Source organism: Intestinibacillus sp. Marseille-P6563 (genome assembly GCF_900604335.1).
In the GTDB taxonomy this organism is placed as follows: Bacteria; Bacillota; Clostridia; order Oscillospirales; family Butyricicoccaceae; genus Butyricicoccus_B.
The window spans coordinates 739,497-764,394 of the sequence record NZ_UWOD01000001.1 but is presented as its reverse complement, the minus strand read 5'-3'; the positions used below and the strand labels follow the sequence as shown (position 1 = coordinate 764,394).

At 53.3% G+C, this 24,898-nt stretch carries 23 protein-coding genes and 2 tRNA genes; 11 read left to right on the top strand and 14 right to left on the bottom strand.

The window, feature by feature from the left end:
• The 3 genes from EFB11_RS03990 (at nucleotide 1) to EFB11_RS03980 (ending at nucleotide 5,082) form a co-directional block, all read left to right on the top strand.
• Nucleotides 1-1,359: an MATE family efflux transporter gene (locus EFB11_RS03990; protein WP_122789035.1), complete on the top strand. Its 1,359-nt coding sequence runs from the start codon at nucleotides 1-3 to the stop codon at nucleotides 1,357-1,359.
• A 76-nt stretch (nucleotides 1,360-1,435) separates the two neighbouring features.
• Complete coding sequence (locus EFB11_RS03985) at nucleotides 1,436-4,009, top strand: translation factor GTPase family protein (protein ID WP_122789034.1); 2,574 nt, start codon at nucleotides 1,436-1,438, stop codon at nucleotides 4,007-4,009.
• Nucleotides 4,010-4,389: 380 nt separating this feature from the next.
• A complete protein-coding gene (locus tag EFB11_RS03980) occupies nucleotides 4,390-5,082 on the top strand; it encodes a LytR/AlgR family response regulator transcription factor (RefSeq protein WP_122789033.1) in 693 nt (230 codons plus the stop codon).
• Between the two features lie 426 nt (nucleotides 5,083-5,508).
• Here EFB11_RS03980 and EFB11_RS03975 read toward each other — a convergent pair whose 3' ends face one another.
• Nucleotides 5,509-6,429, bottom strand: a complete 921-nt coding sequence (locus EFB11_RS03975) for a DMT family transporter (protein WP_122789032.1) — start codon at nucleotides 6,427-6,429, stop codon at nucleotides 5,509-5,511.
• Nucleotides 6,430-6,588: 159 nt separating this feature from the next.
• Between EFB11_RS03975 and EFB11_RS03970 the strand changes: the two genes are divergently transcribed.
• The gene (locus tag EFB11_RS03970; protein WP_122789031.1) at nucleotides 6,589-6,849 is read left to right on the top strand and encodes a sporulation transcriptional regulator SpoIIID; all 261 of its coding nucleotides are present in this window, start codon (nucleotides 6,589-6,591) and stop codon (nucleotides 6,847-6,849) included.
• Nucleotides 6,850-6,896: 47 nt separating this feature from the next.
• Here the strand turns inward: EFB11_RS03970 and EFB11_RS03965 are convergent, their stop codons facing one another.
• Nucleotides 6,897-7,145 carry an AbrB/MazE/SpoVT family DNA-binding domain-containing protein gene (locus EFB11_RS03965; protein WP_122789030.1) on the bottom strand — a complete coding sequence of 83 codons (249 nt, stop codon included), beginning with the start codon at nucleotides 7,143-7,145 and terminating at the stop codon, nucleotides 6,897-6,899.
• A gap of 90 nt (nucleotides 7,146-7,235) precedes the next feature.
• On the opposite strand from EFB11_RS03965, the gene EFB11_RS03960 reads away from it, so the two are divergent.
• Nucleotides 7,236-7,823 (top strand): spore maturation protein A, encoded by a 588-nt coding sequence (locus tag EFB11_RS03960; RefSeq protein ID WP_122789029.1) that lies wholly within the window; start codon nucleotides 7,236-7,238, stop codon nucleotides 7,821-7,823.
• A gap of 167 nt (nucleotides 7,824-7,990) precedes the next feature.
• Nucleotides 7,991-8,500, top strand: coding sequence for a nucleoside recognition domain-containing protein (locus EFB11_RS03955; RefSeq protein ID WP_122789028.1), 510 nt, complete (start codon nucleotides 7,991-7,993; stop codon nucleotides 8,498-8,500).
• A gap of 197 nt (nucleotides 8,501-8,697) precedes the next feature.
• Here EFB11_RS03955 and EFB11_RS03950 read toward each other — a convergent pair whose 3' ends face one another.
• The 10 genes from EFB11_RS03950 to EFB11_RS03905 form a co-directional block, all read right to left on the bottom strand.
• Nucleotides 8,698-9,594 carry a 3-hydroxyacyl-CoA dehydrogenase NAD-binding domain-containing protein gene (locus tag EFB11_RS03950; RefSeq protein ID WP_122789027.1) on the bottom strand — a complete coding sequence of 299 codons (897 nt, stop codon included), beginning with the start codon at nucleotides 9,592-9,594 and terminating at the stop codon, nucleotides 8,698-8,700.
• A gap of 43 nt (nucleotides 9,595-9,637) precedes the next feature.
• The gene (locus EFB11_RS03945) at nucleotides 9,638-10,453 is read right to left on the bottom strand and encodes an enoyl-CoA hydratase-related protein (RefSeq protein ID WP_122789026.1); all 816 of its coding nucleotides are present in this window, start codon (nucleotides 10,451-10,453) and stop codon (nucleotides 9,638-9,640) included.
• A 135-nt stretch (nucleotides 10,454-10,588) separates the two neighbouring features.
• Nucleotides 10,589-11,821, bottom strand: coding sequence for an acetyl-CoA C-acetyltransferase (locus EFB11_RS03940; protein WP_279220536.1), 1,233 nt, complete (start codon nucleotides 11,819-11,821; stop codon nucleotides 10,589-10,591).
• 147 nt (nucleotides 11,822-11,968) lie between these two features.
• Nucleotides 11,969-13,537 carry an acyl CoA:acetate/3-ketoacid CoA transferase gene (locus tag EFB11_RS03935; protein ID WP_122789024.1) on the bottom strand — a complete coding sequence of 523 codons (1,569 nt, stop codon included), beginning with the start codon at nucleotides 13,535-13,537 and terminating at the stop codon, nucleotides 11,969-11,971.
• Between the two features lie 15 nt (nucleotides 13,538-13,552).
• Entirely contained in the window at nucleotides 13,553-13,825 is a 273-nt protein-coding gene (locus tag EFB11_RS03930) for a hypothetical protein (protein WP_122789023.1), read from the bottom strand.
• A 90-nt stretch (nucleotides 13,826-13,915) separates the two neighbouring features.
• On the bottom strand, nucleotides 13,916-15,361 hold the full coding sequence (locus EFB11_RS03925; RefSeq protein ID WP_122789022.1) for a 4-hydroxyphenylacetate 3-hydroxylase family protein: 1,446 nt from the start codon (nucleotides 15,359-15,361) through the stop codon (nucleotides 13,916-13,918).
• Nucleotides 15,362-15,642: 281 nt separating this feature from the next.
• Nucleotides 15,643-16,824, bottom strand: a complete 1,182-nt coding sequence (locus EFB11_RS03920) for a 4-hydroxybutyrate dehydrogenase (protein WP_243115158.1) — start codon at nucleotides 16,822-16,824, stop codon at nucleotides 15,643-15,645.
• A gap of 304 nt (nucleotides 16,825-17,128) precedes the next feature.
• On the bottom strand, nucleotides 17,129-17,917 hold the full coding sequence (locus tag EFB11_RS03915) for an amino acid ABC transporter ATP-binding protein (RefSeq protein ID WP_122789021.1): 789 nt from the start codon (nucleotides 17,915-17,917) through the stop codon (nucleotides 17,129-17,131).
• Nucleotides 17,918-17,929: 12 nt separating this feature from the next.
• On the bottom strand, nucleotides 17,930-18,592 hold the full coding sequence (locus EFB11_RS03910) for an amino acid ABC transporter permease (protein WP_122789020.1): 663 nt from the start codon (nucleotides 18,590-18,592) through the stop codon (nucleotides 17,930-17,932).
• Nucleotides 18,593-18,675: 83 nt separating this feature from the next.
• Complete coding sequence (locus tag EFB11_RS03905; RefSeq protein WP_122789019.1) at nucleotides 18,676-19,512, bottom strand: transporter substrate-binding domain-containing protein; 837 nt, start codon at nucleotides 19,510-19,512, stop codon at nucleotides 18,676-18,678.
• Nucleotides 19,513-19,795: 283 nt separating this feature from the next.
• On the opposite strand from EFB11_RS03905, the gene EFB11_RS03900 reads away from it, so the two are divergent.
• On the top strand, nucleotides 19,796-21,868 hold the full coding sequence (locus EFB11_RS03900) for an ATP-binding protein (RefSeq protein WP_122789018.1): 2,073 nt from the start codon (nucleotides 19,796-19,798) through the stop codon (nucleotides 21,866-21,868).
• Between the two features lie 118 nt (nucleotides 21,869-21,986).
• Here EFB11_RS03900 and EFB11_RS03895 read toward each other — a convergent pair whose 3' ends face one another.
• Both EFB11_RS03895 and EFB11_RS03890 read right to left on the bottom strand, forming a co-directional pair.
• Nucleotides 21,987-22,529: an NADH peroxidase gene (locus EFB11_RS03895; RefSeq protein ID WP_122789017.1), complete on the bottom strand. Its 543-nt coding sequence runs from the start codon at nucleotides 22,527-22,529 to the stop codon at nucleotides 21,987-21,989.
• Between the two features lie 54 nt (nucleotides 22,530-22,583).
• Nucleotides 22,584-23,012, bottom strand: a complete 429-nt coding sequence (locus tag EFB11_RS03890; protein WP_122789016.1) for an RrF2 family transcriptional regulator — start codon at nucleotides 23,010-23,012, stop codon at nucleotides 22,584-22,586.
• A 208-nt stretch (nucleotides 23,013-23,220) separates the two neighbouring features.
• Here EFB11_RS03890 and EFB11_RS03885 point away from each other — a divergent pair.
• From EFB11_RS03885 to licT, 4 genes are all read left to right on the top strand, one after another.
• Nucleotides 23,221-23,305: transfer RNA gene (locus tag EFB11_RS03885), tRNA-Leu, on the top strand.
• A gap of 8 nt (nucleotides 23,306-23,313) precedes the next feature.
• Nucleotides 23,314-23,399: transfer RNA gene (locus EFB11_RS03880), tRNA-Leu, on the top strand.
• Nucleotides 23,400-23,753: 354 nt separating this feature from the next.
• A complete protein-coding gene (locus tag EFB11_RS03875; protein WP_122789015.1) occupies nucleotides 23,754-24,011 on the top strand; it encodes an HPr family phosphocarrier protein in 258 nt (85 codons plus the stop codon).
• The gene (gene licT / locus EFB11_RS03870; protein ID WP_122789014.1) at nucleotides 24,008-24,895 is read left to right on the top strand and encodes a BglG family transcription antiterminator LicT; all 888 of its coding nucleotides are present in this window, start codon (nucleotides 24,008-24,010) and stop codon (nucleotides 24,893-24,895) included. The genes EFB11_RS03875 and licT overlap by 4 nt, the downstream gene beginning before the upstream one ends.
• Nucleotides 24,896-24,898: the final 3 nt, after the last annotated feature.

Sequence of the window (24,898 nt, the reverse complement as noted above, 5' to 3'; positions counted from 1 at the left end):
ATGGCGGTTCAAAATGATTTTTCACGCGGCAGCATTTCGGGAAATATCCTGCGGCTGGCCGTGCCGCTGATGCTCGCACAGCTGGTCAATGTACTATATAACGTCGTGGACCGCGTGTTTATCGGTCACATTGGCAGCACCATGCTGCCGCTCACCGGTGTGGGACTTTGTATGCCGGTTATCGCGGTCATTTCGGCGTTTTCCGGCCTGTTCGGCATGGGCGGCGCACCGCTGTGCTCGATTGAGCGCGGACAGGGCGAATTGGAGGAAGCGACTAAGGTACAAAATACCTCCTTTGTCTTGCTGGTGGGCACCGGCCTCATCCTGACCGTGGCAGGCGAAGTGTTTCTGCATCCCATTTTGCGCCTGTTTGGCGCCAGTGCCGATACGCTGCCGTATGCGGCTGGATACCTGCGCATTTACCTGCTGGGGACCGTCTTTGTGATGATTTCCCTAGGCATGAACTATTTCATCAATTCCCAGGGCTTTGCCGGGACCGGGATGCTCACGGTCTCGCTGGGCGCGGTTATCAATCTGGTGCTCGACCCGCTGCTCATCTTTGGGCTGGATATGGGCGTTCAGGGCGCCGCGCTAGCGACCGTGCTGGCGCAGGCGGCATCGGCGGTTTGGGTGCTGCGATTTCTCACGGGACCCAAAGCCATTTTGCGGTTGCAGCCGCGGACTTTTCGATGGAACAGTGGACGGATCGCCAAAATTACCGGTTTGGGATTGTCCAACTTCATCGCCCTCGGCACCAACGGCCTGGTGCAGATCGCCTGCAATACCACGCTCCAAACCTTTGGCGGCGACCTGTATGTCGGCGTCATGACCGTTTTGATGTCCATTCGGGAAGTCGTGCAAATGCCGGTTAGCGGCCTGACCAACGGCGCGCAACCGGTTATTGGCTACAATTATGGCGCCCAAACCTATGACCGGGTGCGGCAGGCCATCCGGTTTACCGTTTTATCGGGCATTGGATACACGACGCTCATTTGGGCGGTGCTGTTTTTCTTCCCGACCGGGTTCATTCTGCTCTTTAACGACAGCCCGTCTTTGATGGAAGCAGCCAAACCGGCCCTGCACCTGTACTTTTTCGGCTACTTTATGATGTCTTTGCAATTTGCCGGGCAGTCGGTGTTTGTCGCCCTGGGACGGTCCAAACAGGCGGTCTTCTTTTCGCTGCTACGCAAGGTGGTCATCGTGGTGCCGCTCACGCTGATTTTGCCCCATGTGGCCGGGCTGGGCGTGACCGGTGTGTTTTTAGCTGAGCCGGTCAGCAATTTTGTGGGGGGACTGGCTTGTTTTTGCACCATGTACCGGACGGTCTATCGACGGCTGGGAAAAGAGGGACGGACGTGAATGCGTCCGTCTTTTTTTGCAGTTTCGCAGTTTTTTTGATATAATAGACCCAAATACGAACAAGGATTTTGAAATGATGAAAAAAATGGTCATTGGAATTTTGGCCCATGTGGACGCGGGCAAAACCACGCTGTCCGAGGGCCTTTTATATCAGGCCGGGTCGGTGCGCAAGCTGGGACGTGTGGACCATGGTGACGCTTTTTTGGATACCGATTCCCTGGAACGGGCGCGCGGCATCACCATTCTGGCCAAGCAGGCCGAATTTACCTATGGGGATACGGCCTTTACGCTGCTGGATACGCCCGGGCATGTGGATTTTTCGGCCGAGACCGAGCGCACGCTGCAAGTGCTGGACGCGGCCGTGCTGGTCGTGAGCGGGACCGATGGGGTGCAGGGCCACACCCAGACGCTGTGGCGGCTGCTCGAGCGGCATCATATCCCGACGTTTCTGTTTGTCAACAAGATGGATTTGGCGGGGAGCGACCGCGCCGCGCGGCTGGAGGAACTGCGTACCCGTCTGTCGGACGGCTGCGTCGATTGCAGCGTCGACGTGGAAACTAGCGCGCGGGACGAGAACATCGCCATGTGTGACGAAGTCCTGCTCGAGCAGTATTTAGAGCGCGGAAGTGTTAACGAAAACGACATCGTCCGCCTGGTGGCGGCGCGGCGGCTGTTTCCCTGTTATTTCGGCGCTGCTTTGCGGCTGGACGGCATCGACGCCCTGCTGGACGGTCTGGCGCGGTTTGGCCCCCAACCGGTCTACCCGGACGCGTTTGGCGCGCGGGTGTTCAAAATCGCGCGGGACGAGCAGGGAAACCGCCTGACCTATCTCAAGGTAACGGGCGGCGTGCTGCGGGTCAAGGATACCGTCGGGGACACGGGTGAAAAGGTCAACCAAATCCGCATCTACTCGGGCGTCAAGTATCAAACCGTAAACGAAGCGCCGGCGGGCACGGTCTGCGCCGTGACCGGCCTGACGCAGACCCATCCCGGCCAGGGGCTGGGGGAGGAATCCATGGGTGTCGCGCCGGTGCTCGAACCGGTGCTGACCTATCGCGTGGTGCTGCCCGACGGCTGCGACGCGCATACCATGCTGGGTCATCTGCGGCAGCTCGAGGATGAGGACCCTATGCTCCGCGTGGTCTGGAATGAAACCCTGAGCGAACTGCATGTGCAGCTCATGGGTGAGGTACAGCTCGAAGTGCTCACCCAGCGCATGCAGGAGCGGTTTGGTCTGGCGGTATCCTTTGACAGCGGCAACATCGTCTATAAAGAAACCATCGTCGCGCCCGTGCTGGGCGTCGGCCATTTCGAGCCGCTGCGGCATTACGCCGAAACCCATCTGCTGCTCGAACCTGGTGAGCGGGGCAGCGGCATGCAGTACGCGACCCGTTGCAGCACCGATGAACTGGATGTCAACTGGCAGCGGCTGATTTTGACCCATCTGGCCGAAAAGACCCACGTGGGCGTGCTCACCGGCGCGCCGATCACTGACATGAAAATTACGCTGCTGGCTGGGCGTGCTCATCTCAAGCACACCGAGGGCGGCGACTTCCGGCAGGCGACCTACCGCGCCGTGCGACAGGGACTGATGCAGGCGCAGAGCATCCTGCTTGAGCCCTATTATGCCTTTCGGCTGGAAGTGCCCGCCGAAAATGTCGGCCGGGCGATGACCGATATCCAGCGCATGTCCGGCTCGTTTGAGCCGCCCGAAACGGTCGGGGAGGAGGCTGTCCTGACCGGGACCGCTCCGGTGGCAACCATGCGCGGCTATTGGACCGAAGTGACCGCCTACACCAAGGGCCGCGGCCGCTTGATCTGTACGTTGGCCGGATATGAGCCCTGTCACAATGCCGACGAAGTAGTCGCGGCCAGCGGCTACGACCCGGAGCGCGATGTGGACAACCCGCCGGATTCGGTTTTCTGCGCGCATGGGGCGGGCTACAACGTCAAATGGAACGAAGTCCCGGCTCATCAGCATGTCGATCCCGGTGTGCGCCTGGAGGAACCTGAAGAACCGGAGGTGCAAGCGCCGCGCCCCCCTTCATCCCGTCCGGCGGTGGACGATAAGGAGCTGGAAGAGATCTTTGTGCGCACCTACGGACCGATTAAGAACCGTGGATTTGACGCATTTCGCAGCGCCAAAAAGCGCAAGGAAGCCCCGGAAGGGGAATATCTCACTCGCATCCGACCGGACGATTATCTGCTTGTGGACGGCTACAATATCATTTTTGCGTGGGACGAGCTGACTTCCATCGCCAAAGGTGATTTGCCTGCCGCGCGGGCCATGCTGCTCAATATTCTGAGCAATTTTCAGGGCGTGCGCAAGTGCCACTTGATTGTGGTCTTTGACGCCTACAAGGTCAAAGGCGGCGTGCGCTCGGTCGAAAAGGACGGCAACATCGATGTCGTATACACCAAGGAAGCCGAAACGGCGGACATGTATATCGAAAAAGCGTCCTATGATTTGTCGCGGCGGCACCGGGTGCGCGTGGCGACCTCGGACGCGCTCGAACAGATGATCATTCTCGGGCACGGTGCCGAGCGCCTGTCGGCGCAGGACCTCAAATGGGAGGTCGAGCAGGCCAACGAACAAATCGCGGCGCTCATCGCGCATTTTGCCGCGCAGATGGGAAAAGCACCGCTTTGATAGCCGTGTTTCCCTGACCGCTTTGGCGACGCATTGCGCACGGTGCAGGAGAACTTGGACGCCAAGAACTATTACGCCTACAACCCGGAATTCGACGTGCAGCCGGTGCCGACACCGCGCAGAATGCCGCGGATTTAACAGGGGCAAACATCCATCGTATGAATGCAAACAAGGGCCGGACTGCGGCCCTTGTTTTTTGCTGTCAGAGAATCGAATTCTTGCACTTTTATAAAAAATTCGGCAACCAATCCATGAAAAAATGAAAAGGTAACAAGAAAAAAACTTGTATTTTTATCGGGGTGCTGTACAATAGAAATCAGAAGGAGTGTATAAGGAAAGAGAGGGTAATTGCACTGAAAATCTATATTTTTGACGATAGCATGGAATACGCAAAGCATGTGGCACAATGCCTGAACGAATATGCCGCTGCGCGGGCGCTGCACTATGACATCCAGTTGTTTACCGACGACAAGGAATTGCTGGCCCATGCCGCACAGGATGGACGCATCGATCTGCTGTTTTCCGACATCGACCTGGGGCAGCAGGGCAAAACCGGCGTAGATGTTGTGCGGGCTTTTCAGACGTTGCAGCCGAGCTGTGCGGTCGTGTATGTGACAAGCTATCTGAATTTTGCCACCGAGGTCTATGAAACGCCTCATGTGTATTTTGTTCTCAAATCCGAGCTGCGCAGACGCTTGCCCGCCGTGATGGAACGGGTGGCAAGCCGATATCGTGCGCCCAGCCGTACTCTGCTTCATTTCAAACGCAAGGATTCTGAAATTATCATCGATCCGGCTGAGATCCAATATTGCGAACATCAGGGCCGGCAGACGCAGATTGTCACCAATGCGGAAACCATAACCGTGTATCAGAAAATTGGAGAACTCATGGATATGCTGAACCCGCATGATTTTGTGCGGTGCCACAACAGTTATATCGTGCATCTGCGTTATGTGACTAAATTCAATCGCACTGCGTTTACCATGGGCAACGGACATGCCATCCCCATCAGCCGGGCCAATTATGCAGACACCAAGCAGCGGTTTTCCGATTATCTCAGTCGGGAATTTTAAAATAAATCACGTGCAAAAAATGTAATTTATTTAATGATAATGGCAAAAACATGCACATTTTGGCGAATAATATGAGCAAATCGTGCTATTTATGACATTTGCGTTGTATTCTCTGACAACCACCTGTTTTTTAAAAAGAAAATCTGTTAAAATACAAATAGAAGCAATGAGGGGTGTCTGGTTGGGGATCAGAAATTTCCGGCATCGCTTCGAGAGGGGCTCACCTGCGGGATTAAAGGGTGAGTTCGAGAAGTGCGTTTGGTCAAGGGGTATTGGGGCTGTTCGTTGGTTTTACCTTTCTGAGACGAACAGATTGGGATATGCCCAAGACTAAAATGTATCGATGCAGATGGAGGGGGATTCCCCGGCACGGTTGAATCTGCAAAAAAAGAAGGACAACGTTTGGGAAGCGTTGTCCTTCTTTTTTTATTTGGATGGGGCCCCAGTCCGGCGGTCGCTGAGCGAAGAATACAGAACGCCGAATAAGATCAGCGCAGTGCCTGCCAAAAAGAGTGGGGTCATGGTTTCATGCAGGATCAAGATCCCCAGCGCCATGGATGCCAGCGGCTGAATGGGATAGAACAGGGAACAGGTGCTGGCTTCCACTTTAGAAAGACAGTAGTTCCAGAGCGTATGGCCGGCTGTGGTGCAAACGATGCCGATGTACAAAAGCGGCAGCAATACGCTGGGAGTCCAGATGTGGATGGAATGTCCCAGATGGTACAGCTCCCAGAGCGCCACAGGAAGCGTTGCCAGTGTACCGATATAAATTCCATAGGTGGTGACCGAAAGTGCGTCATAGCGCTGTGTAAACGAGCGCATGGCTACGCTGGTCAAGGCCCAGGTCAAAACCGAGAGCAGAGAAAACACAATGCCAGCCAGATGCCCGCTGCCCAGATTGCCGCCAACGATCAGCGCTGCACCGCATACGGCGCATAGAATGCAGATGATTTTGCGTACCGTGACCTGTTCATGCAGCAAAATGATGGCAAAGACAACAATAAAGATCGGGTTCATCGAGTTGATCAGCGAAGCCAGGGAAGCACCGCTGAGTTTGGTGCCGAGCTGCTGCATGCCCACCGAAAGAGCATATCCACCGAGTCCAAGCAAAACGATGTATTTATAGTCCGCACGCGCAATTTTCCGCGGCTTTGCATTGGGAGACGGTTTGCGAAACCGCTGCACAATGGTCAAACAGATGGCGGCACAAAGATACCGTGAAAAAAGCAGTGTCCAGTTGGGGATCACTGCCATGACAAATTTGTTCGCCACATATAAACTGCCCCAGAGTACCATCACCAGGACAAGCAGTGCATAAAATACACCGCGTTTTTGAGAACCTTCCATTCGAATGATTTCCCCCTTGTTTTGAATGCGTTTTTCATTATAGCACGCATATCAAAAGTTGCAAGAGCGAAAACGGCCAAAGTTTTCACACAAAGGTCTAAAGATCATGCTTCTCACATAGGTATACAGTAAACGTGAGAAAACGAAGGGGGAGCAAACGTGAAAGGCTTGCCGGAGGAGCGGGCGATTCGCCTGGCGCAATACATCATTGAGAAGGAAGCAACGGTGCGGCAGGCGGCTGCACAGTTCGGCATCAGCAAATCGACCGTACATAAAGACATCACCACCCGCCTGAAACACCTCAATCGCTTGCTGTATATCCAAGCGCAGGCAGTGCTGAATAAGAATAAAAATGAACGCCATATCCGCGGCGGGATGGCAACGCGGGAAAAGTATCGCTCGGCACGCAGCAAAAAATAAAACGGCCTACCGCATTACCGGTAAGCCATTTATGTATCGACCGAATTTTACTTGGCTGCTGCCGCCATTTCTGCTAGGCAGTCACGGCAGATGTTCTTGCCCTTGAAATTGGTGACATCCTTTGCATTGCCGCAGAAGATGCAAGCAGGTTCATACTTCTTGAGAATGATCTGTGCGCCATCGACATAAATCTCCAGTGCATCCTTTACTTCGATGTCCAGCGTGCGGCGCAGCTCGATCGGCAATACGATACGGCCAAGTTCATCAACTTTTCTTACAATACCCGTGGATTTCATAATTTTTTCCTTACCTTTCTGAAATAAAATGGATACCTGTCAAACCCGTAGATCAATGATCTGCAAAGGGAGCGTGGACGGAGGGAGCACATGCTGTCAAAGCTATGGGTCGGATTTTTTTGCATCAGCCTGCTTTGTGGGACCCTGACGGGACGGTTGGATGCCGTTTCGTCAGCGGCGGCCGAGGGGGCAACTGCTGCGGTAGAACTCATCCTGAAAATTGCAGGGCTGATGTGCCTTTGGTCGGGTGTCATGGAAGTGGTTTCCGAATCCGGCCTGGCTTCGAAAATCGAAGCCTGCCTGCGGCCCCTTTTGCAAAAGCTTTTCGGCCGCGCCGTAAGGGATCGTAAGGCGATGGAACTCGTCAGCGCCAACGTGACGGCAAATCTGCTCGGTTTGAGCAATGCCGCAACGCCGATTGGGCTGCGGGCAGTTTCCAGACTTTACGAGTCGGCGGGGCGTCAGGGCACACCCGATTCCATTTTGACCCTCATCATCTTAAACACAGCTTCGATCCAGCTCATCCCCTCCACCGTGGCGGCCGTGCGCGCCAGCTATGGGGCGGCGCAGCCGTTTGATATCATGCCGGCGGTGTGGTGTGCGTCGGTATGCTCGGTTGGGATCGTCCTGCTCATGGCGCGTGCATTGCGGCCCTTCTTTCCCGATGGCGGGAAATAGGAGACAATGCCAAAAGATGGAATTTGCTGTAAATTTCATTTACAGTTTGTATTATCCACGATTGCCTGAGCGAAATTTGTCAAAATCCGTCGTAACAGGAAAATAATTTCAAATTTCAGGAAAAATTTGATGAAACAACACACAAACCCTTGAAAAAGGGAGGGCGTATGATTTCAGCGATTATCCCTGCGTTGCTCGCGGGAATTGGACTTTACGCTCTGTATAGGGGCGTCGAGGTCTTTTCGACGTTCCTAACAGGGGCGCGGAAAGGGCTGGAAACAGCAGTCAGCATTTTGCCGACCTTGGTGGGGCTCCTCACTGCGGTTTATATGATGCGGGCCTCCGGTTGCATTGATTTGGCGGGGCAGTTGCTCGCGCCAGCCATGTCCCTTTTGGGGATCCCCGAAGAATGCGCCGCATTGGCTTTGCTCAAGCCGGTGAGCGGTGGTGGAGGGCTTGCACTTGGCAGCGAGATTATCCGGATGTGCGGGGTGGACAGCTACGCGGGACGAGTAGCCGCCGTTATGCTGGGAGCATCCGAAACAAGCCTATACACCATCAGCTTATATTGCGGGCATCTGGGCATAAAGAACACGCGCTACGCCGTGCCAGCCGCACTAGCAGGGGACTTGGCTGCGTTTGTAGCGGCTGCGTTTTTTGTGCGCCTGTTCTTTTAGGACAGGTTATCACCTAATATTATACAGGGTTGTTGAAATAAATCCAGTGTTTTTCAAAAAATCGTCGTTCTCGTCAAAAATTACTATCTATTTTTGACATTAATTTCATAAAAATCTTGGGAATATGCAAAAATGTAACAAAAATCGCAAGAATCCAAAAGAAAAGGCTGGAGCAAATTTTGCTCCAGCCTTTGGGATTACTTAGCGTCGTCACGAACCGGCTCTTCATCCGGAACTTCATGACCATTCTGGTCATAGCGGAAGAAGCCTCTGCCGGTCTTGATGCCCAGCCAGCCTGCACGTACCATCTTACGCAGCAGCGGATGGGGACGGTAACGCGGGTCACCGGTTTCATTGTGGATGGTTTCCATGATTGCCAGGTTGACATCATGACCAACCAGGTCGGCCGTGTGCAGCGGACCCGAGCGCATACCAGCGCCCAGCTGCATCGCACGGTCAATGTCATGAGCAGAAGCCAGGCCGTCGGCATAGATACCAATGGCTTCGTTCATCATCGGGATAAGCATGCGGTTTACGACAAAGCCGGGGCCTTCATCGACCTTGATCGGCGTCTTGCCAATGGACTTCATCAGTTCAAAAGCAAAGTTGAAGGTTTCGTCCGAGGTCTGAATCGCACGGACAACTTCGACCAGCTTCATCACAGGTGCCGGGTTGAAGAAGTGGCAGCCAACGAACTTGTCCGCACGATGCGGGATCGAAGCCGCCATTTCGGTGATCGACATCGCCGAAGTGTTGGAAGCAAAGATGGTGCGTTCCGGGCAGATGTTATCCAGCGAGCTCAGAAGCGACTTCTTCAGCTTCATGTCTTCCTTGATAACTTCCATGACAAAGTCGGCGCCAGCCGCCAGATCGCGATCGATCGAAGTGATCAGGCGTTTGTGGCAGTCCTTCTTAAACTCAGGGGTGATCTTTCCTTTTTCCTCCAGATACTCCAGGCCCTTGTAGATGCGCAGCTCACCGGAGTCTACATAGGTCTGGCGTACGTCAATCAAAACAACATCATGACCTGCGGTCAGGAATACTTGTGCGATGCCTGCGCCCATCATACCGGCGCCAAAGATACATACTTTCATGTCAAATGCTCTCCTCAATCTCTCTGACTGCGTTGATGAAAGATTACTTGTTCTTGAATTCCTTAGCCGGCTTGTCCTTGTTCTTGTCCAGGAACCAAGTCATGCCATACTTCTGATCTTCGGTCGCGAAGCACTGACCGAAGCAGTTGCCCTCAAACTTGAGCGCGGAGTTCAGGTCGGTCTGCATACCAACATTGACCGCTTCCTTGACCAGAGCCACAGCGATCGGAGCCTGTGCGGCGATCTCCTGAGCCAGCTTCATGGCTTCGTCCATCAGGCTTTCCAGCGGGTATACATAGTTGACCAGGCCCATGTTCAGCGCGTCCTGTGCCGAGTAGTTGCCGCGTGCGGTGTACAGCATCTCCTTGGCCTTGCCCATGCCGACCAGGCGAGCCAGACGCTGGGTGCCGCCGCAACCCGGGGTGATACCCAGGCCTACTTCCGGCTGACCGAACATTGCGTTCTCAGAAGCCAGACGGATGTCGCAAGACATCGCCAGTTCGCAGCCGCCGCCCAGGCAGAAACCATTGATCGCTGCGATGACCGGGCGCTTAAAGTTCTCGATCTTCCAGCAAACACGGTTGGATTCGTTGCCGAACAACTTGCCTTCTGCAACCGTCTTGGTGGACATCTCGGCGATATCTGCACCAGCTACAAAGGAGTTGACCGTCTTGCCCTTCTTGTTGACCGTGGAAGAACCGGTCAGAATTACGCAGTAAACATCATCCATCGTGGCCAGTTGGTCAAACGCCTCTTCCAGCTGCGCATACATGTCGGTAGACAGAGCATTCATAGCCTTCATGTGCTCGATCTTAACGACAGCAACGTGACCTTGTTTTTCGATTACTACATCCGTCATGATAAGACTTCCCTTCAAAAATGATGTCAATATATAAGCCAGCCCTTGTGGGGCTGAGCGACAAAATGGAGAGAACTCTGACAGGTTTTAGGTTGACAACTAGGGGACATAAAAATGCCCCCTAGTTCCTATTTTTTACTTGCAGAGTTCGTCGCGTTCGACGATGAGCGCTTCGCCCATACCGCCGCCGATGCACATGGTAGCCAGGCCGATCGTCGCATCACGCTTGATCATTTCATACAGCAGCGTGGTGGAGATACGGCAGCCAGCGGCACCGATCGGATGGCCCAGTGCGATTGCACCGCCATTTACATTAACCTTATCCATATCAAAGCCCAGTTCACGATTTACAGCAGCTGCCTGCGCCGCGAAAGCTTCGTTGGATTCGACCAGATCCAGATCTGCAACGGTCAGGCCAGCACGCTTCAGTGCCTGACGGGTCGACTCGATCGGACCAATACCCATGATGGACGGATCACAGCCAACCGAACCAAAGGCACGGATCTTAGCCAGCGGCTTGAGACCATGAGCCTTTACAAAGTCTTCGGATGCGATGATCATAGCAGCACCTGCATCGTTGATGCCCGATGCGTTACCAGCGGTAACCGTGCCATCCTTCTTGAATGCCGGGCGCAGCTTTGCCAAGCCTTCCAGCGTGGTCTGCGGACGGCAGTGCTCGTCGGTGTCGAATACAATGGTTTCTTTCTTCTTCTTTACTTCAATCGGAACAATCTCGTCCTTGAAACGGCCAGAAGAGATTGCCTTAGCAGCCTTCATCTGGGATTCGTAGCCGATCTGGTCCTGCATTTCGCGGGTGATGCCATACTTTTCGGCAACGTTTTCTGCGGTTACACCCATGTGGTACTGATTGAATACGTCGAACACGCCGTCGTAAACCATCATATCCACCAGCTTGACGTCGTTCATACGAGCGCCCCAACGGGTGTTGCGGGAAACGTACGGTGCACCAGACATCGACTCACAGCCGCCGACCAGCATAACCTGATCTTCGCCAGAGCGGATGATCTGGGAACCCAGAGAAATGGCGCGCATCGAAGAAGCGCAAACCTTGTTCAGCGTCATAGCCGGAGTCGTCAGCGGCAGACCAGCGCCTACCATAACCTGACGGGCCACGTTCTGACCAACGCCACCCTGGAGTACCTGGCCGAACAGTACTTCGTCAATGATCTCCTTGTCGATGCCAGCACGCTCGATGGCAGCAGATGCAGCAGTAGCGCCAAGGGTTGCAGCGGATACGTCACGGAGCGTACCGCCATAGGTACCGATTGCAGTACGGGCAGCAGAGCAGATATAAACGTTCATTGGACTCGTCTCCTTTTTTTTGCGGCCAAAGGCCGGGGATAATATACGAGAAGGGAAATGTTCCCTTGCTTCGTTATTATTTTATCAAACAATGGGAGCCTTGGGAAGAGGAAATTGTTATATATTTAACAATTTCGTCACCTCGTACAAAAACCAATTCGATCAAATGGTCAAAATAACCCAAAAATCGACTTAGTCGTTGGCCAGACCCATCAGTTTGTCTTGGAAGATGCGGGCGTCCATCAGTTTGATGGTGCCGTCTGCCTGGTAAGCGATCTTGGGCTCAAATTCCATCTGGTCGAGGATCTGCGTCTGGAGATCGATGCCCGGTGCGATCTCGATGAGCGTTACGCCTTCCGGACGCAGTTCAAAGACACAACGTTCGGTGATATACAGAACCGGCTGATGCACTTCATTTGCATAATCACCCGAGAAGGTGATGTGCTCAACCTTGTTTACGAACTTCTTCTTGGCGCCTTCCTGGGTGATGACCAGCTTGCCATCCTGGCATTCGGTCTTGAGGCCCTTGGCGGTGAAGGTACCGCAGTAAACAACTTTCTTGGCGTTCTGGGTGATGTCGATGAATCCGCCAGCACCTGCCAGACGGGTGCCAAACTTGGATACGTTCAGGTCGCCGTTGGGTGCGGTTTCAGCCAGACCGAGGAATGCAACGTCCAGGCCGCCGCCCTGATAGAAGTCAAACTGTACGTTATGCGGAATGATGCACATGGCGTTTGCCGCAGCGCCGAACTGGGTGCCGCCGTAGGGAACACCAGCGATCGAACCAGCCTCAACGGTCAGGGTCATCTTATCCGAGATGCCTTCTTCGGCTGCTACGTTTGCGATCTTTTCCGGAGCACCAGTGCCCAGGTTGACGATTGCATCCGGCGGCAGTTCCATCGCTGCACGACGAGCGATGATCTTCTTAGCATCCATCGGGATGGGCGGGATGGCATCGACCGGGATACGGAATTCGCCGGTCAGTGCGCCGTCGTACGGCATGCCCAAGCACTGCATGTTTTCTTCATCGGTACCGATGACCACGCAGTCAACGTAGATACCCGGGATAGCAACCAGCTTCGGATCGAGCGAACCGCCCTGTACGATCTTTTCAGCCTGAATGATGACCTTACCACCCGAGTTCTTGCACGCCTGTGCCATTGCGGTAACGTCCAGCGGGCCGATTTCTCTATGTACGGTGCAGTTGCCGTATTCGTCGCAGTAGGAAGCGCGCAGGAATACGACATTGATCGGGAAGCCCTTGTACAGCAGGCGTTCCTGGCCTTCGATGTTGACGATCTTGACCAGATCTTCCTTGGTGCACTCGTTAAGCTTGCCGCCGCCGTTGCGCGGGTCCGCAAAGGTCTTCAGGCCAACATGGGTAATGGTACCGATGTTGTGCGCTGCAATGTCGCGATACATATGGGAGATAACGCCCTGCGGCAGGTTATAGGCTTCGATCTTGTTGGCCAGTGCCAGATCGCCCAGCTTGGGCGCGCGGTCCCAGTGGCCGCCGATGACACGCTTGACCATGCCTTCATGACCGTAGTGGTCGCCGCCGGTGCCATCGCGGTGACCCTGACCGGCTGCAAAGAACAGCGTCAGGTCCTTCGGATGGCCGGTTTCCAGAAAGCGCTTTTCCAGTGCGATGGACAGCGCTTCCGGGCAAGCACAGCTTACGAAGCCGCCGGTTGCGATGGTATCGCCGTCCTGCACCTTCTTGACGGCTTCCTCAGCGGTCAGAATTTGAACTTTCTTCATGTCAATCAATCCTTCTTAACGTTGTGATAAGGTTTGGATTTCGCGAATGATGCGGTCAATGTCCTCGGCGCAGACCGAGATCAGCCGGTGGGTCGCCTGAATCTCTTCATAAAGGTATTCGCAGCCGGTGCAGCCGCGCAGAATGACCAATATATCATACGACACGCCGTCTTCGGGCAGAGAAAACTGTGCCACGCCCGACAGACATTCGCGGATCCGGCGGTACGCTTCCCCACGGTCATACCGGGGGTTGCAGCCGCCGCAAAATTTTACCGTACACTTGAGCATCTCATTTTCCTTGAAAGAGAGGGTGAAACCGACAAGATAGGCACTCTGGAAAACGCCAAGAGTGCCTATATCGGTTTGGAGAATTGGAAATTAGTCGATGCGAGCGATCTTCTTAGCTAGCGCCTTCTTCATTTCCATGTTGGACTGGCGAGCGATCATGATGCGCTGAGCCTGCGGCGAACCAGCACCGTGCATGGACTCCGGCAGATAGCCGACAGCAGCGGTACCCATGGTCATGTTTTCGATCAGGCGCAGGACACGCATGCGGTCTTCGGTCGGCACGCTGTCTACACCGCGGAAGTACTTGTCAATGTACTTATGCAGTTCCGGATGACGGTAGTCTGCCTCGGACGGCAGGGTAACCATCGCGCCGCCAGCCAGATCCTGTGCCAGACGAGCGATGTCATACGGGAAGCGGGTAACGTTCTGCTTGCAGACGTTGGCGAGCAGCAGGTCGATCAGGTAGTTGCCCGACTTGGTCTTGGAGCCCTGCGACGAGCAAGCGATACCGCAGCAGTACAGGGTTTCGTTGAGGTGAGTCATTTCGATCAGCTTGTCCTTGACATGCGATGCCTTTGCAGCGCCAGCCATTTCCACGGCCAGGGCGGTGGCGCCGATCAGCACGTCGCCTACGCCGACCTTGCAGCCGCCGTAAGACTGACGATGGTAGCCTGCGAAACGCTCTACGATCATACCGGCAAACTTCACTTCGCCGTTGAGGAAGATGCGGTCATTGGGAACGAATACGCGGTCGAATACAACCAGAACTTCGTGACCGCCGTAAACCTTGTTGCCAACGTCGATGTCGTTGTACTCTTCCAGCTTACGGGTGTCGCACGACTGACGGCCATAGATCAGGGTGATGCCTTCGGAATCGGTCGGAACTGCAAACGAGATGGCGTAATCTTCGTCGCCTTCACGCATGGAGATGGTCGGCATAACCAGCACTTCGTGGCTGTTGACAAAGCCGGTCTGGTGTGCCTTGGCACCGGTAACGTATACGCCGTCTGCGGTGCGCTCTACAACATGCAGGAACAGGTCCGGATCGGCCTGCTTGGACGGAGCCAGGCCACGGTCGCCCTTGACATCGGTCATGGCACCGTCAACTGCCAGGTCTTCGTCCTGTACGCGGGTGAGGAACTTGAGGAAGTTTTCGTGATACTTGGTGCCGCAAGCCTCGTCGATCTCATAGGTCGAAGAGAATACCGCATTCATAGCATCCATGCCCACGCAGCGCTGGAAGCAAGCAGCCGTCTTCTGGCCCAGCAGACGCTGCATCTTGACCTTCTTGATGAGGTCGTCGGTCGACTGATGCATGTGGGTGAAGCGGTTGATCTTCTTGCCAGTGATGTGGCTGGTAGCCGTCATCAGGTCTTCATACTGCGGGTCCTCTGCCAGTTCATAGGTTGCAGCAAAGGAGTTGAGGGACGGACGGATGATCGGATCATCCACCGGATTTTCGATCTTTTTGCCGAACATCCAAAGGTTCAGGCGCAGTTTGCGAAGGCTCTCAATGTATTGGTCTTTGGTCATCATGGTTTCATGTACCTCCAAGATTTTTTGTTTCCAGACGATCGATGAAAAAAGACGGCGGGCGCGGCTGTGCGGCGCCGCACGCTAAGGATCGGGCGTATGCCGCCGGGTCGACCGTTTGCAAGAAGAAAACTCCTGAAGTTCGCACGCTCATATCCGCAAACGGGCGGTTGAGGGGCGTCTCTCGTTTCTCCCTCTTTTCAATATCCTTTATCCTGTGGTGGATAAAGAGGGGGCAGACGGAAATCGTCCGCCCCCTCGGCTCACGTCACAGGGTCAAAAACTTAATAGCACTCGCGGTAGATGCGCTCCATCAGCTCGAGGGTCATCGGGCAGTAGGAGTTGGTGATCAGGCGCTGCTGGTTCTCCATAACGGATACCGGGAAGCCCTTGATGTCCTCTTCCTTGAAGCCATACTCATGCAGCGGCTTGAGCGGCAGAACCTTCTCGAGGGTTACATTCAGGGTGCGCAGTGCATCGTCCTTGGTGCAGCCCAGGCAGCGAGCAACGATCTCCTTGAACTTGCCCAGTTCGCCTTCCGGCTGATACTCGTTGTAGATCTCGAGGATCTTGCTGAACAGAGCATAGTTGGATTCGCCATGCGGTACATGGTAGGTGCCGCCGAGCGGGAAGCTCATGCCGTGTACGGTTGCGCAGCCAGCCTTCAGGAAAGCGATGCCGGCAAACAGCGAAGCGGTCACGTACTCGCCGAGGTAATCCAGACGAGCGTCCGGGCCTTCCAGAGCGATGCGGCGGAAGCCTTCCAGGATCATTTCCATGGCCTTAACCGAGTACATCTCAGAGGTCGTGGTCTTACGATGCGGGGACAGGAAGGACTCGGTCGCATGGATCAGAGCGTCGATTGCAGAAGCAGCAAACGGCTTGTACGGCAGGGTCTTGAGCAGGTCCGGGATCAGGCATACCTTGTTCGGGATGATGTCGTCGGAAACCAGGCCGAGCTTGGTCTCGCCGCCGGTCAGCTTGCCGTCCTTTTCGTCCTTAACGATCGCAACCGAGATGTTGGTGCACTCAGAGCCGGTACCGCAGGTGGTCGGGATGGCGATAACTTCCTTTTCATGTACAACGGGTTCACGCTTGAAGTACAGCTCATGAACCGAAGTCGGACGCTTGCAGCCGAGCAGCTTGCACAGGTCCATGATTGCGCCGCCGCCGATGGCGATAACGCGGTCGTAGGAATCATACGGGATGGCCTTGTACATGGTCTCGATCATCGCTTCGGACGGTTCGCCAGCGCCGAACTTCTCCTGGAACACGTAGGTGCAAGCCAGGTTGTACTGCTCCATGAAGGGCTTGTAAATGAATTCGTTGGTCAGAACGACGTCGCGCTCACCCAGAGAGAACTCCTGTGCAAATTCGCCGAAGTTTGCGAACTTGTAGATGGTGGGGGCGATGATGATTTCTCTCTTGTCCTTCATCAGGGACGCGCTAAAAGAATCCATAGCCATAATAAACATCTCCAATTTGAAAAAATTTTGTTGTATAAAAGGCCCTGGCCGGGCGTTTTAACAAGGTTGTCAAACGAGCGGGGAAGTCCTGCCGGAACATGTCCCCGGAACGCTAACTCTATTGTAGCAAAAACGCGCCAAGACTTCAACACAAAATAACAAAAACGCGCCAGAAAATATTCGGCAACAAGAGAAAGGGCATGTACCGGATTGCTGTACATGCCCCTATTCTACCGTAAACCTGTGAATTTGTAAACTAAAATTAGAGGTTTTCGCCAATAAATTTTTGGTTCTGCGAGGGAAACTAGGAATTTTGCGAAAATCTACTCAAGAATGTGCGTGTCCGCTCATTTTGGGTATGTTCAAAGACCTGTTCCGGGGTTCCCTGCTCCACAATCACGCCGCCGTCCATAAAGACGATCTGGTCGGCTACATCGTGCGCAAACGACATTTCATGCGTGACGATGACCATGGTGGTATGCCTTTCGGCCAGGGTGCGGATGACCTTGAGCACTTCGCCGGTGAGCTCCGGGTCAAGCGCCGAGGTCGGTTCGTCAAAGCAAAGGATGTCGGGTTTCATCGCCAGCGCCCGCGCGATGGCGACGCGCTGCTGCTGGCCGCCGGAAAGCTGGTGCGGATAATGGCTCATCCGGCCTTCCAGGCTCATCTGCTCGAGCAGGTCCATGGCCTCGTGCTCGATCTTTTCCAGAATGGCCCGCTTATTCTTCTTATAGTCGGGCTGCTTTTTGGCGAGCAGCAAGTTGGCCAGCATTACATTTTCCAGCGCTGTATACTGCGGAAAGAGATTGAACGACTGGAACACCATGCCAAAATGCAGACGCTTTTTGCGGATTTCGGCATCGGTCTGAGAGGCACGGCTGGCAGCATCGAATAGGGTTTCGCCATCGACGATGATCTGCCCATGGTCAGGGGTCTCCAGAAAGTTCAGGCAGCGCAGCAGGGTGGTCTTGCCCGAACCGCTCGAACCGATGATGGCCAGCGCCTGGCCGCGCTCGAGCGAAAAGCTGATGTCGTTGAGGACCTTGGTGGAGCCAAAGCTCTTGTTGATATTTTTGACTTCTAAAATCGGCATTGTGGCTCCTCCTTATACACGGAAATAATCCATTTTCTTTTCCAGCCAACCGAACAGCAGGGTCAGGATGCCGCAGAAGACCAGGAAGAAGATCGCGGTCGAGAACAGCGGCCAGATCAGACCGCGGTTGATGAACTCCTTGCTCATCATGATGATTTCCTTGGTTGCAATGATGTTGGCCAGTGCGGTATCTTTAATGAGTGTCATAAATTCGTTGCCCATCGGCGGGATGACACGCTTGATGACCTGCAAGAGTGTGACTTTGAAAAAGATCTGGCTGCGGGTCATACCGAGCACCTGACCGGCTTCATACTGGCCGCGCGGGATGGACTGGATGCCGCCGCGGAAGATCTCGGAAAAGTAGCAGGCATAGTTGATGGCAAACGCCACACAGGTCGCGACAACGCGGCCGTCTGCGCCCATGGGGGTCCAAGGCTGGCCCCAGTGCAGCAGACCCGGACCATAATAAATAAAGATGATTTGCAGCATAAGCGGTGTGCCGCGGATGATCCATACAAAGACCTTGACGAGATACGCCAGAGGACGGAACCGGCTCATCGCACCAAATGCCACGATCAGTCCAAGGGGCAAAGCAATCAACAATGTGGCAAAAAAGATTGTAGTATTGATGCCAAAGGACTTCAGTAGCTCGGAAAAAATAACCGACGGATTCATAATGTTGGTGATGCCTCCAAACAAAACCAAGCGGGGCAGCCGTAAAGCTGTCCCGTTTGATCAAAAATTTTCAGAAAAATTGGTTATTCTGCCAGCGTCAGGCCGTACTTGTCGGCAAGAGCTTGCAGGGTGCCATCCGACTTGAGTTCCGCCATGATCTCATTGACCTTGTCGCACAGATCGCTGTCCTTGCGGAAGCCAATGCCGTACTGCTCCTCGTGGAACACGCCGCAGATGGTCAGGTCAGCAAAGTCAGTGCCTTCGCCGATCATGTTTTCTGCCATGGTCTTATCGAAAATCGCTGCATCAGCGGTACCCGACTTGACTTCGAGCAGCGCATCGGTCTGCTTGCTGACGGTTACCAGATTAGCCTGGCTGAGGTTTTCATCTTCTTCGGCCACGCTCTGTGCAGCCGAGCCGGCTTCCAGAGCAACCGTCTTACCGATCAGGTTGGAATAGTCCGAGTAGGTATCCTTGTTTTCGGTCTTGGTCACAACGACCTGGGTGTTCTGCACATAGGGGTCAGAGATCGACATGGCTGCCTTGAGGTCATCGGTGATGGTCATGCCGTTCCAGATGCAGTCAATGTTGCCGCCTTCCAGTTCGATCTGCTTGGTATCCCAAACGATTTCAATGAAGTCCGGTTCGACGCCCAGTTTCTCACACACAGCCTGTGCAAACTCGGTATCAAAACCAGTAAATTCGCCGGTGTCCGGATCGGTATAGTTCATGGGATCATAAACCGTATAACCGATTTTCAGCTTGCCAGCTTCTTGAACCTTGGCCAGATCGCTGTCCGCAGCCGAAGAAGAAGCGCCGGAAGCCGAAGCTGCCGGGGTATCGTTGCCGCCGCAGCCTGCCAGCAGGGTGGATGTCATAACGCCCGCCAGAAGCAGGCTGAAGAGTCTCTTTGCTTTCATAAGTACATTCCTTTCCGCTTTCTACTATCCCTTTTCAAGAACCGTGTTATTATTGTAGCAATTTAGTTCGAAAAAATCAACAGCAAAATCGAGTCGATCCAAAGAATTTTTGTATCGGGCTTTGCTGCAAGAGTGATACATACTATATACCATACAAAATATGTGGATAGGATGGATTTCCTGTCCAGTGGCATTGCGAAGCGGCAGAGAAATATGCTATACTTTAATATAAAGCCGCAGAAACGGCGAATTTATAGAAATCAAGGATCTTGGAGAAAATTCCATGAAGATTTTATCGATACAGGGGCATTTTGGAAATCTAAACGGGCAGAAAATCGACTTTACCGATCGATTGTGCTGCCGTGTGCTGCCCAATGGCTGGGGCAAAACGACATTGTGCGCGTTTATCCGCGTGATGCTTTATGGTCTGAATACAGCCCGGCGGGATACTGTCAATGCGTTGTCCGATAAGACGCGCTATTATCCGCAGGATGGCAAACCGATGAGCGGGCGGATGACCGTGGAATTTACCGGGCGACCGGTGACGATTGTGCGGGAGAGCAACCGGTCGGGCCTGATGCAGGGCTTTCAGGCGTTTTATGAGGATACCGGGGAACTTTGCACGTTGTTGACAGCCCGTAACTGTGGACAGGTGCTGTTGGGGATGGGGGAAGACGCCTTTTTATCCAGCGCCATGATCGATGGGCTGGATATGACCCGTCCATCCAGCGAACTGAATGAACTGATTTTGAGTATGGCGCAGTCAGGCGACACCAATGCCCGGTACAGTACAGCGCTTAAGACGTTAGCGCGTTGGCGGTTGGACCTTAATTCGGGCAATGGACATGGCGAGCAGCCGCAGTTGGAAGCCGATTGGCGCGCGGCAGACAAGCGCCTGGCCGAAATTTCTGCGCTCGAAAAGGAGATTGCCGAACAGGAGGAAAAGGCCAAGCGCTTACAGGCGCAGGCAGAGCAGCTCCATCAAAAATATGAAAAGGTCTATTTGGCCTATGCCGGACAAATGGTCGGCGAGGAGAGCCGTTTGCAGATCCTCAAAAAGGACAGCGAAAAGCGCATCCGCAATTTAAAGGATGGTTTGCCTGATGAAGCACTTCTGCGGGAAGCCGAAGAAGCGCTGTATGGATATGAAGGCGCCGTTCGACTGGAACGTGACAAGCGGAAGGGCATGCCGTTGGTAGACTCCAATTTTAAGGATGCATTGCGGCAGGTTGATGAACGCAAGAGCAAGGAAGAAGTCAAGCGCAACCGAATCACCCGGCCCCGTGTACGTTGGCCTGCACTGATTCTGGCCTTTTTCCTGGCAGCTGCGGCGGCTGCGACCGTATTGGCAGATATCAATTGGGGCCCTCTGACTACCTTTATGCCCTATGTTTTGTCGGCAATGGCGGCGGCATCTTTGCTCATTTCTTTCTTGGGCAGTGTACCGCGCCTGGAAGATGTGGATGAGGATTATGATGAATCCCGCCATAAAATTGCGATGGAACATAACCAAACCGTAGGCGATCAACATATGGCAGCCTCGGTTTTGCAAGAGGAATATGATACCGCTTTGCGTGCAGCGCAAAAGCTGTGGCCACAGGCTAAGACCATTGAACAGGCAGGCGAATGGATTCGTGCGGCGCGCGATGACTGGCAGGCATTACGCCGGGAACAGAGCAAATTACAGGACATTTTAGTGGAAATTAAGCGGACTCATCGCGACGTTGCAGAAGGAGACGTTGCACAAAAGGGTGAGGTCGATCAACTGCGTGCGCAAGCCTCGCAGGCGCGGCATGCAGCAGAAGCAGCACAGCATGAGTTGTCCCGTTTGCAGGGACAGGCTCAGGTGCTCGGCAGCGCAGCCGAATGGAATGCTGCGCGCGTGAGCGCGAAAGCCGCGTTGGAACGGGTACAAATGCAGCTGGATGCACTCAAGCTGGCTGAGGATACGATCAAATCTCAAAATGCTGCACTCAGTGCACGGATTTCTCCCCAGATCACCGAACTGGCGCAACAGTATTTGGCCTATTTGACCAATGACAATTATAAGGAAGTCAAATTGGATGCTTCGTTGCGCGCTCGCTGCGCAGGCGAAGATGGTACGCTGTTGGATGCTTTGCGGTTATCCTCCGGTACCCGGGATCAGCTTTACTTTGCCTTGCGGTTGGCTGTGTGCCAGGTGCTTACCGGGCGGGAGAGCATTCCGCTGTTGCTGGATGATCCTTTCCTGACTTGGGACAATAAGCGCATGGAGCGTGGACTTCGTCTTTTGCAGGCCCTTTCGAGTGAGCGGCAGATCATCTTGCTGACTTGCCGGCAGGCAGGACGTTTGGGAATGGTCAAGAAAGAAGGATAAGCTTCTCAAGTGAAAAAAACCATCAACAGTTTCTGTTGATGGTTTTTTTGTAATCCGGAATAGAAAAGGAGGGAATCAGTTTCCTGATTCCCTCTCAAAAGTTCTGAATTTATCCAGATTAGGCGTTGAAGTAACGCTTCAGCAGGCCCTCGAAAGCCTTGCCGTGACGGGCCTCGTCGCGAGCCATCTCATGAACGGTGTCATGGATTGCATCGAGGTTTGCAGCCTTTGCACGCTTAGCCAGATCGGTCTTACCAGCGGTAGCACCGTTCTCAGCTTCTACACGCATCTCCAGATTCTTCTTGGTCGAAGCGGTAACAACTTCGCCCAGCAGTTCTGCAAACTTTGCAGCATGCTCAGCTTCTTCGTAAGCAGCCTTCTCCCAGTACAGGCCGATTTCCGGATAGCCTTCACGATGTGCTACGCGAGCCATTGCCAGGTACATACCAACTTCAGAGCACTCGCCCTCAAAGTTTGCGCGCAGGTCAGCCTTGATGTCTTCCGGAACGTCCGAAGCAACACCTACAACGTGCTCAGCAGCCCAAGTCTTTTCCTCGCCCTGTGCGATGAACTTGTCTGCACCAACATGGCAAACCGGGCACTCTGCCGGAGCCGAATCGCCTTCATGAACATAACCACAAACAGAACATACAAACTTCATAACAAAATTCCTCCTCAAAAAATCTTGTACTTTATTAATTTTATCACAGTAAAATTAATTTGCAACATTGGTTTTGCAAGAACAGGGTAAAAATTGATCTAATTTGATCTCATAAAGATCCTGTCGCAAGCGTTGATTGACTGCTGTAAACACCCGGCGAAAATCGCATTCACATTTCTGAGAAACACGCGTACAATCAAATTCACCGGTCAAGCAGTGGTTGATGGCAATTGGCCCATCAATACATTCAATGATTTCGCCAAAACTGATTTCAGACGCGGGGCGGTTCAACATATAACCACCGCTGACGCCTTTAAAGGATTTTACCAAATCCCCTAAAATGAGTTTTCGCAAAATTTTGAGCGCAAAACGAAGGGTCACGCCAGTTATTTCAGAAATCTGCTTTGCGCTGACCTTGCCACCGACGGATGCCAGACAGCAGGCCACGCGAATCGCATAATCCGCTTCATGGGTGATCCGCATGTGTCTTCTTCGCCCCTTTCGTTTACGGTATTAGTATACATTCACTTTTGCTGTTTGTCAATAGTTATCATTTACAATTAGCTGAAAAAATGAACAAAGAATTTGCCGAGGAAATTTGAAAAAAGATGAAATTCATGGTTGACATTCGGTATCAGGACATGTATAATACATATTGTCGCTGACGAGGCTACATACAAAATGGAAAAACGCGAGTGTGCTGGAACTGGTAGACAGGCACGTTTGAGGGGCGTGTGTCACACGACGTACGGGTTCAAGTCCCGTCACTCGCACCATTTATCACGCAGATGTGGCGGAATGGCAGACGCGCTAGCTTCAGGTGCTAGTGCTCGCAAGGGCGTGAGGGTTCAAGTCCCTCCATCTGCACCAAGTTCAAAAGAAGCCGAACCTTTCAAAGGTTCGGCTTCTTTCGCTTTTCAGATCTTTTGGAAGGCTGCATTCGAATTGCAATCATCGCGGAAGTATGAGGACCGGTAAAATGTGGCGATATGCATAAAATGCTAACTAATGCTTTGGGTAAAATACCGTTTTTCCAAAAGAGTGAGCGAAAAAGATTGACAAATCCCCAGGGGACAGGGTATGCTTAAACCACAAAGCAAGACAGGCTTGTGACTGGTAGGGCAGGCAAGACCAAACGACCGAATGAATGGATGTATATTCGGGTGTTTGGTCTTTTTTTGTTTTTTGGGGCAGCCTGTACAAATAAGAGAAAGGGAGAGGCTTATGAAAACGTTTACGTATGTGATCACCGATCCGATCGGGATCCATGCGCGTCCGGCGGGGCAGCTGGTCAAAACGGCGCAGCAATTTCAAAGCAGGATCGTGGTGGAACACAAGGGTAAAAAATCGGAGGCAACACGCCTGATGAGTTTGATGGGGATGAACATCCGGCATGGGGACACCGTTCAGGTGACCGTGGAAGGAGCCGATGAAGAGGCTGCCGTGGAGCGGATGCAGACATTTTTTCAGGAGGTATTATGACAGCGGCTGCAGGACGTGGACAAGATGTGTACCGCATTAGTCGTGTGATCGGGAACAATTTTGTTTGTACGGTGAGTCCCGACGGCCGGGAGATCATTTTGCGAGGCTTGGGGATTGGCTTTAAAAAGCAGCCGGGGGACTTGGTACCGGCGCAAAAGATTGAAAAAATTTATGATCTGCGCGATCCGGAGAAATCTTCTCGCCTGATGGAACTGCTGGGGGATGTACCGGCTGAATTTCTTGACGTCAGTACGGCAATCATAGAAACAGCAGAAAAAGCGATCGGCCGTCGGCTGAGCGAAAATATCTATATCACACTGACCGATCATATTTGTTTTGCCGTGGAACGGCTGCGGACCGGTGCAGCGTATCCCAATCAGCTTTTATGGGAGATCACCAATTTTTATCCCAGCGAATTTGCCGTCGGGGAACAGGCGTTGGACATTATTGAACAGCGGCTCGGATACCGTTTGTCGCGGGATGAAGCAGGGTTCATTGCACTGCACATCGTCAACGCAGAAATCGATGGCAAAATGAGTGATATGGTGCGGATCACCGAACTGATCGGCAGCATCACGGCAACTGTGCAGGAGTATTATGGGGTCACGCTCGATGAACAGTCGCTGGATTATGGACGGTTCATCACGCACTTGAAGTTCCTGGGACAGCGGATCACACAAAATCAGTATTCCCGCGAAGATGATGCAGAATTCCAAACCCTGATCGTACGGCGTTATCAATACGATTATCATTGTGCAGAACGCATACGTGATCGTCTTTCTCAGGTATTTTCGGTTCAACTGCCGCCCGAAGAAATGATTTTTCTGACCATTCATCTGCATCGACTCGCGCTCACAATGGGTATTACGGAAAAGGAGGAGTAATCT

Bases quoted from the DNA above. Each gene is read 5' to 3' on its own strand.
- EFB11_RS03990 (WP_122789035.1), top strand. From the start codon at position 1: ATGGCGGTTCAAAATGATTTTTCACGCGGCAGCATTTCGGGAAATATC.
- EFB11_RS03985 (WP_122789034.1), top strand. From the start codon at position 1,436: ATGAAAAAAATGGTCATTGGAATTTTGGCCCATGTGGACGCGGGCAAA.
- EFB11_RS03980 (WP_122789033.1), top strand. From the start codon at position 4,390: ATGGAATACGCAAAGCATGTGGCACAATGCCTGAACGAATATGCCGCT.
- EFB11_RS03975 (WP_122789032.1), bottom strand. From the start codon at position 6,429: ATGGAAGGTTCTCAAAAACGCGGTGTATTTTATGCACTGCTTGTCCTG.
- EFB11_RS03965 (WP_122789030.1), bottom strand. From the start codon at position 7,145: ATGAAATCCACGGGTATTGTAAGAAAAGTTGATGAACTTGGCCGTATC.
- EFB11_RS03960 (WP_122789029.1), top strand. From the start codon at position 7,236: ATGCTGTCAAAGCTATGGGTCGGATTTTTTTGCATCAGCCTGCTTTGT.
- EFB11_RS03955 (WP_122789028.1), top strand. From the start codon at position 7,991: ATGATTTCAGCGATTATCCCTGCGTTGCTCGCGGGAATTGGACTTTAC.
- EFB11_RS03950 (WP_122789027.1), bottom strand. From the start codon at position 9,594: ATGAAAGTATGTATCTTTGGCGCCGGTATGATGGGCGCAGGCATCGCA.
- EFB11_RS03945 (WP_122789026.1), bottom strand. From the start codon at position 10,453: ATGACGGATGTAGTAATCGAAAAACAAGGTCACGTTGCTGTCGTTAAG.
- EFB11_RS03935 (WP_122789024.1), bottom strand. From the start codon at position 13,537: ATGAAGAAAGTTCAAATTCTGACCGCTGAGGAAGCCGTCAAGAAGGTG.
- EFB11_RS03930 (WP_122789023.1), bottom strand. From the start codon at position 13,825: ATGCTCAAGTGTACGGTAAAATTTTGCGGCGGCTGCAACCCCCGGTAT.
- EFB11_RS03925 (WP_122789022.1), bottom strand. From the start codon at position 15,361: ATGATGACCAAAGACCAATACATTGAGAGCCTTCGCAAACTGCGCCTG.
- EFB11_RS03920 (WP_243115158.1), bottom strand. From the start codon at position 16,824: ATGGCTATGGATTCTTTTAGCGCGTCCCTGATGAAGGACAAGAGAGAA.
- EFB11_RS03915 (WP_122789021.1), bottom strand. From the start codon at position 17,917: ATGCCGATTTTAGAAGTCAAAAATATCAACAAGAGCTTTGGCTCCACC.
- EFB11_RS03910 (WP_122789020.1), bottom strand. From the start codon at position 18,592: ATGAATCCGTCGGTTATTTTTTCCGAGCTACTGAAGTCCTTTGGCATC.
- EFB11_RS03905 (WP_122789019.1), bottom strand. From the start codon at position 19,512: ATGAAAGCAAAGAGACTCTTCAGCCTGCTTCTGGCGGGCGTTATGACA.
- EFB11_RS03900 (WP_122789018.1), top strand. From the start codon at position 19,796: ATGAAGATTTTATCGATACAGGGGCATTTTGGAAATCTAAACGGGCAG.
- EFB11_RS03895 (WP_122789017.1), bottom strand. From the start codon at position 22,529: ATGAAGTTTGTATGTTCTGTTTGTGGTTATGTTCATGAAGGCGATTCG.
- EFB11_RS03890 (WP_122789016.1), bottom strand. From the start codon at position 23,012: ATGCGGATCACCCATGAAGCGGATTATGCGATTCGCGTGGCCTGCTGT.
- EFB11_RS03875 (WP_122789015.1), top strand. From the start codon at position 23,754: ATGAAAACGTTTACGTATGTGATCACCGATCCGATCGGGATCCATGCG.
- licT (WP_122789014.1), top strand. From the start codon at position 24,008: ATGACAGCGGCTGCAGGACGTGGACAAGATGTGTACCGCATTAGTCGT.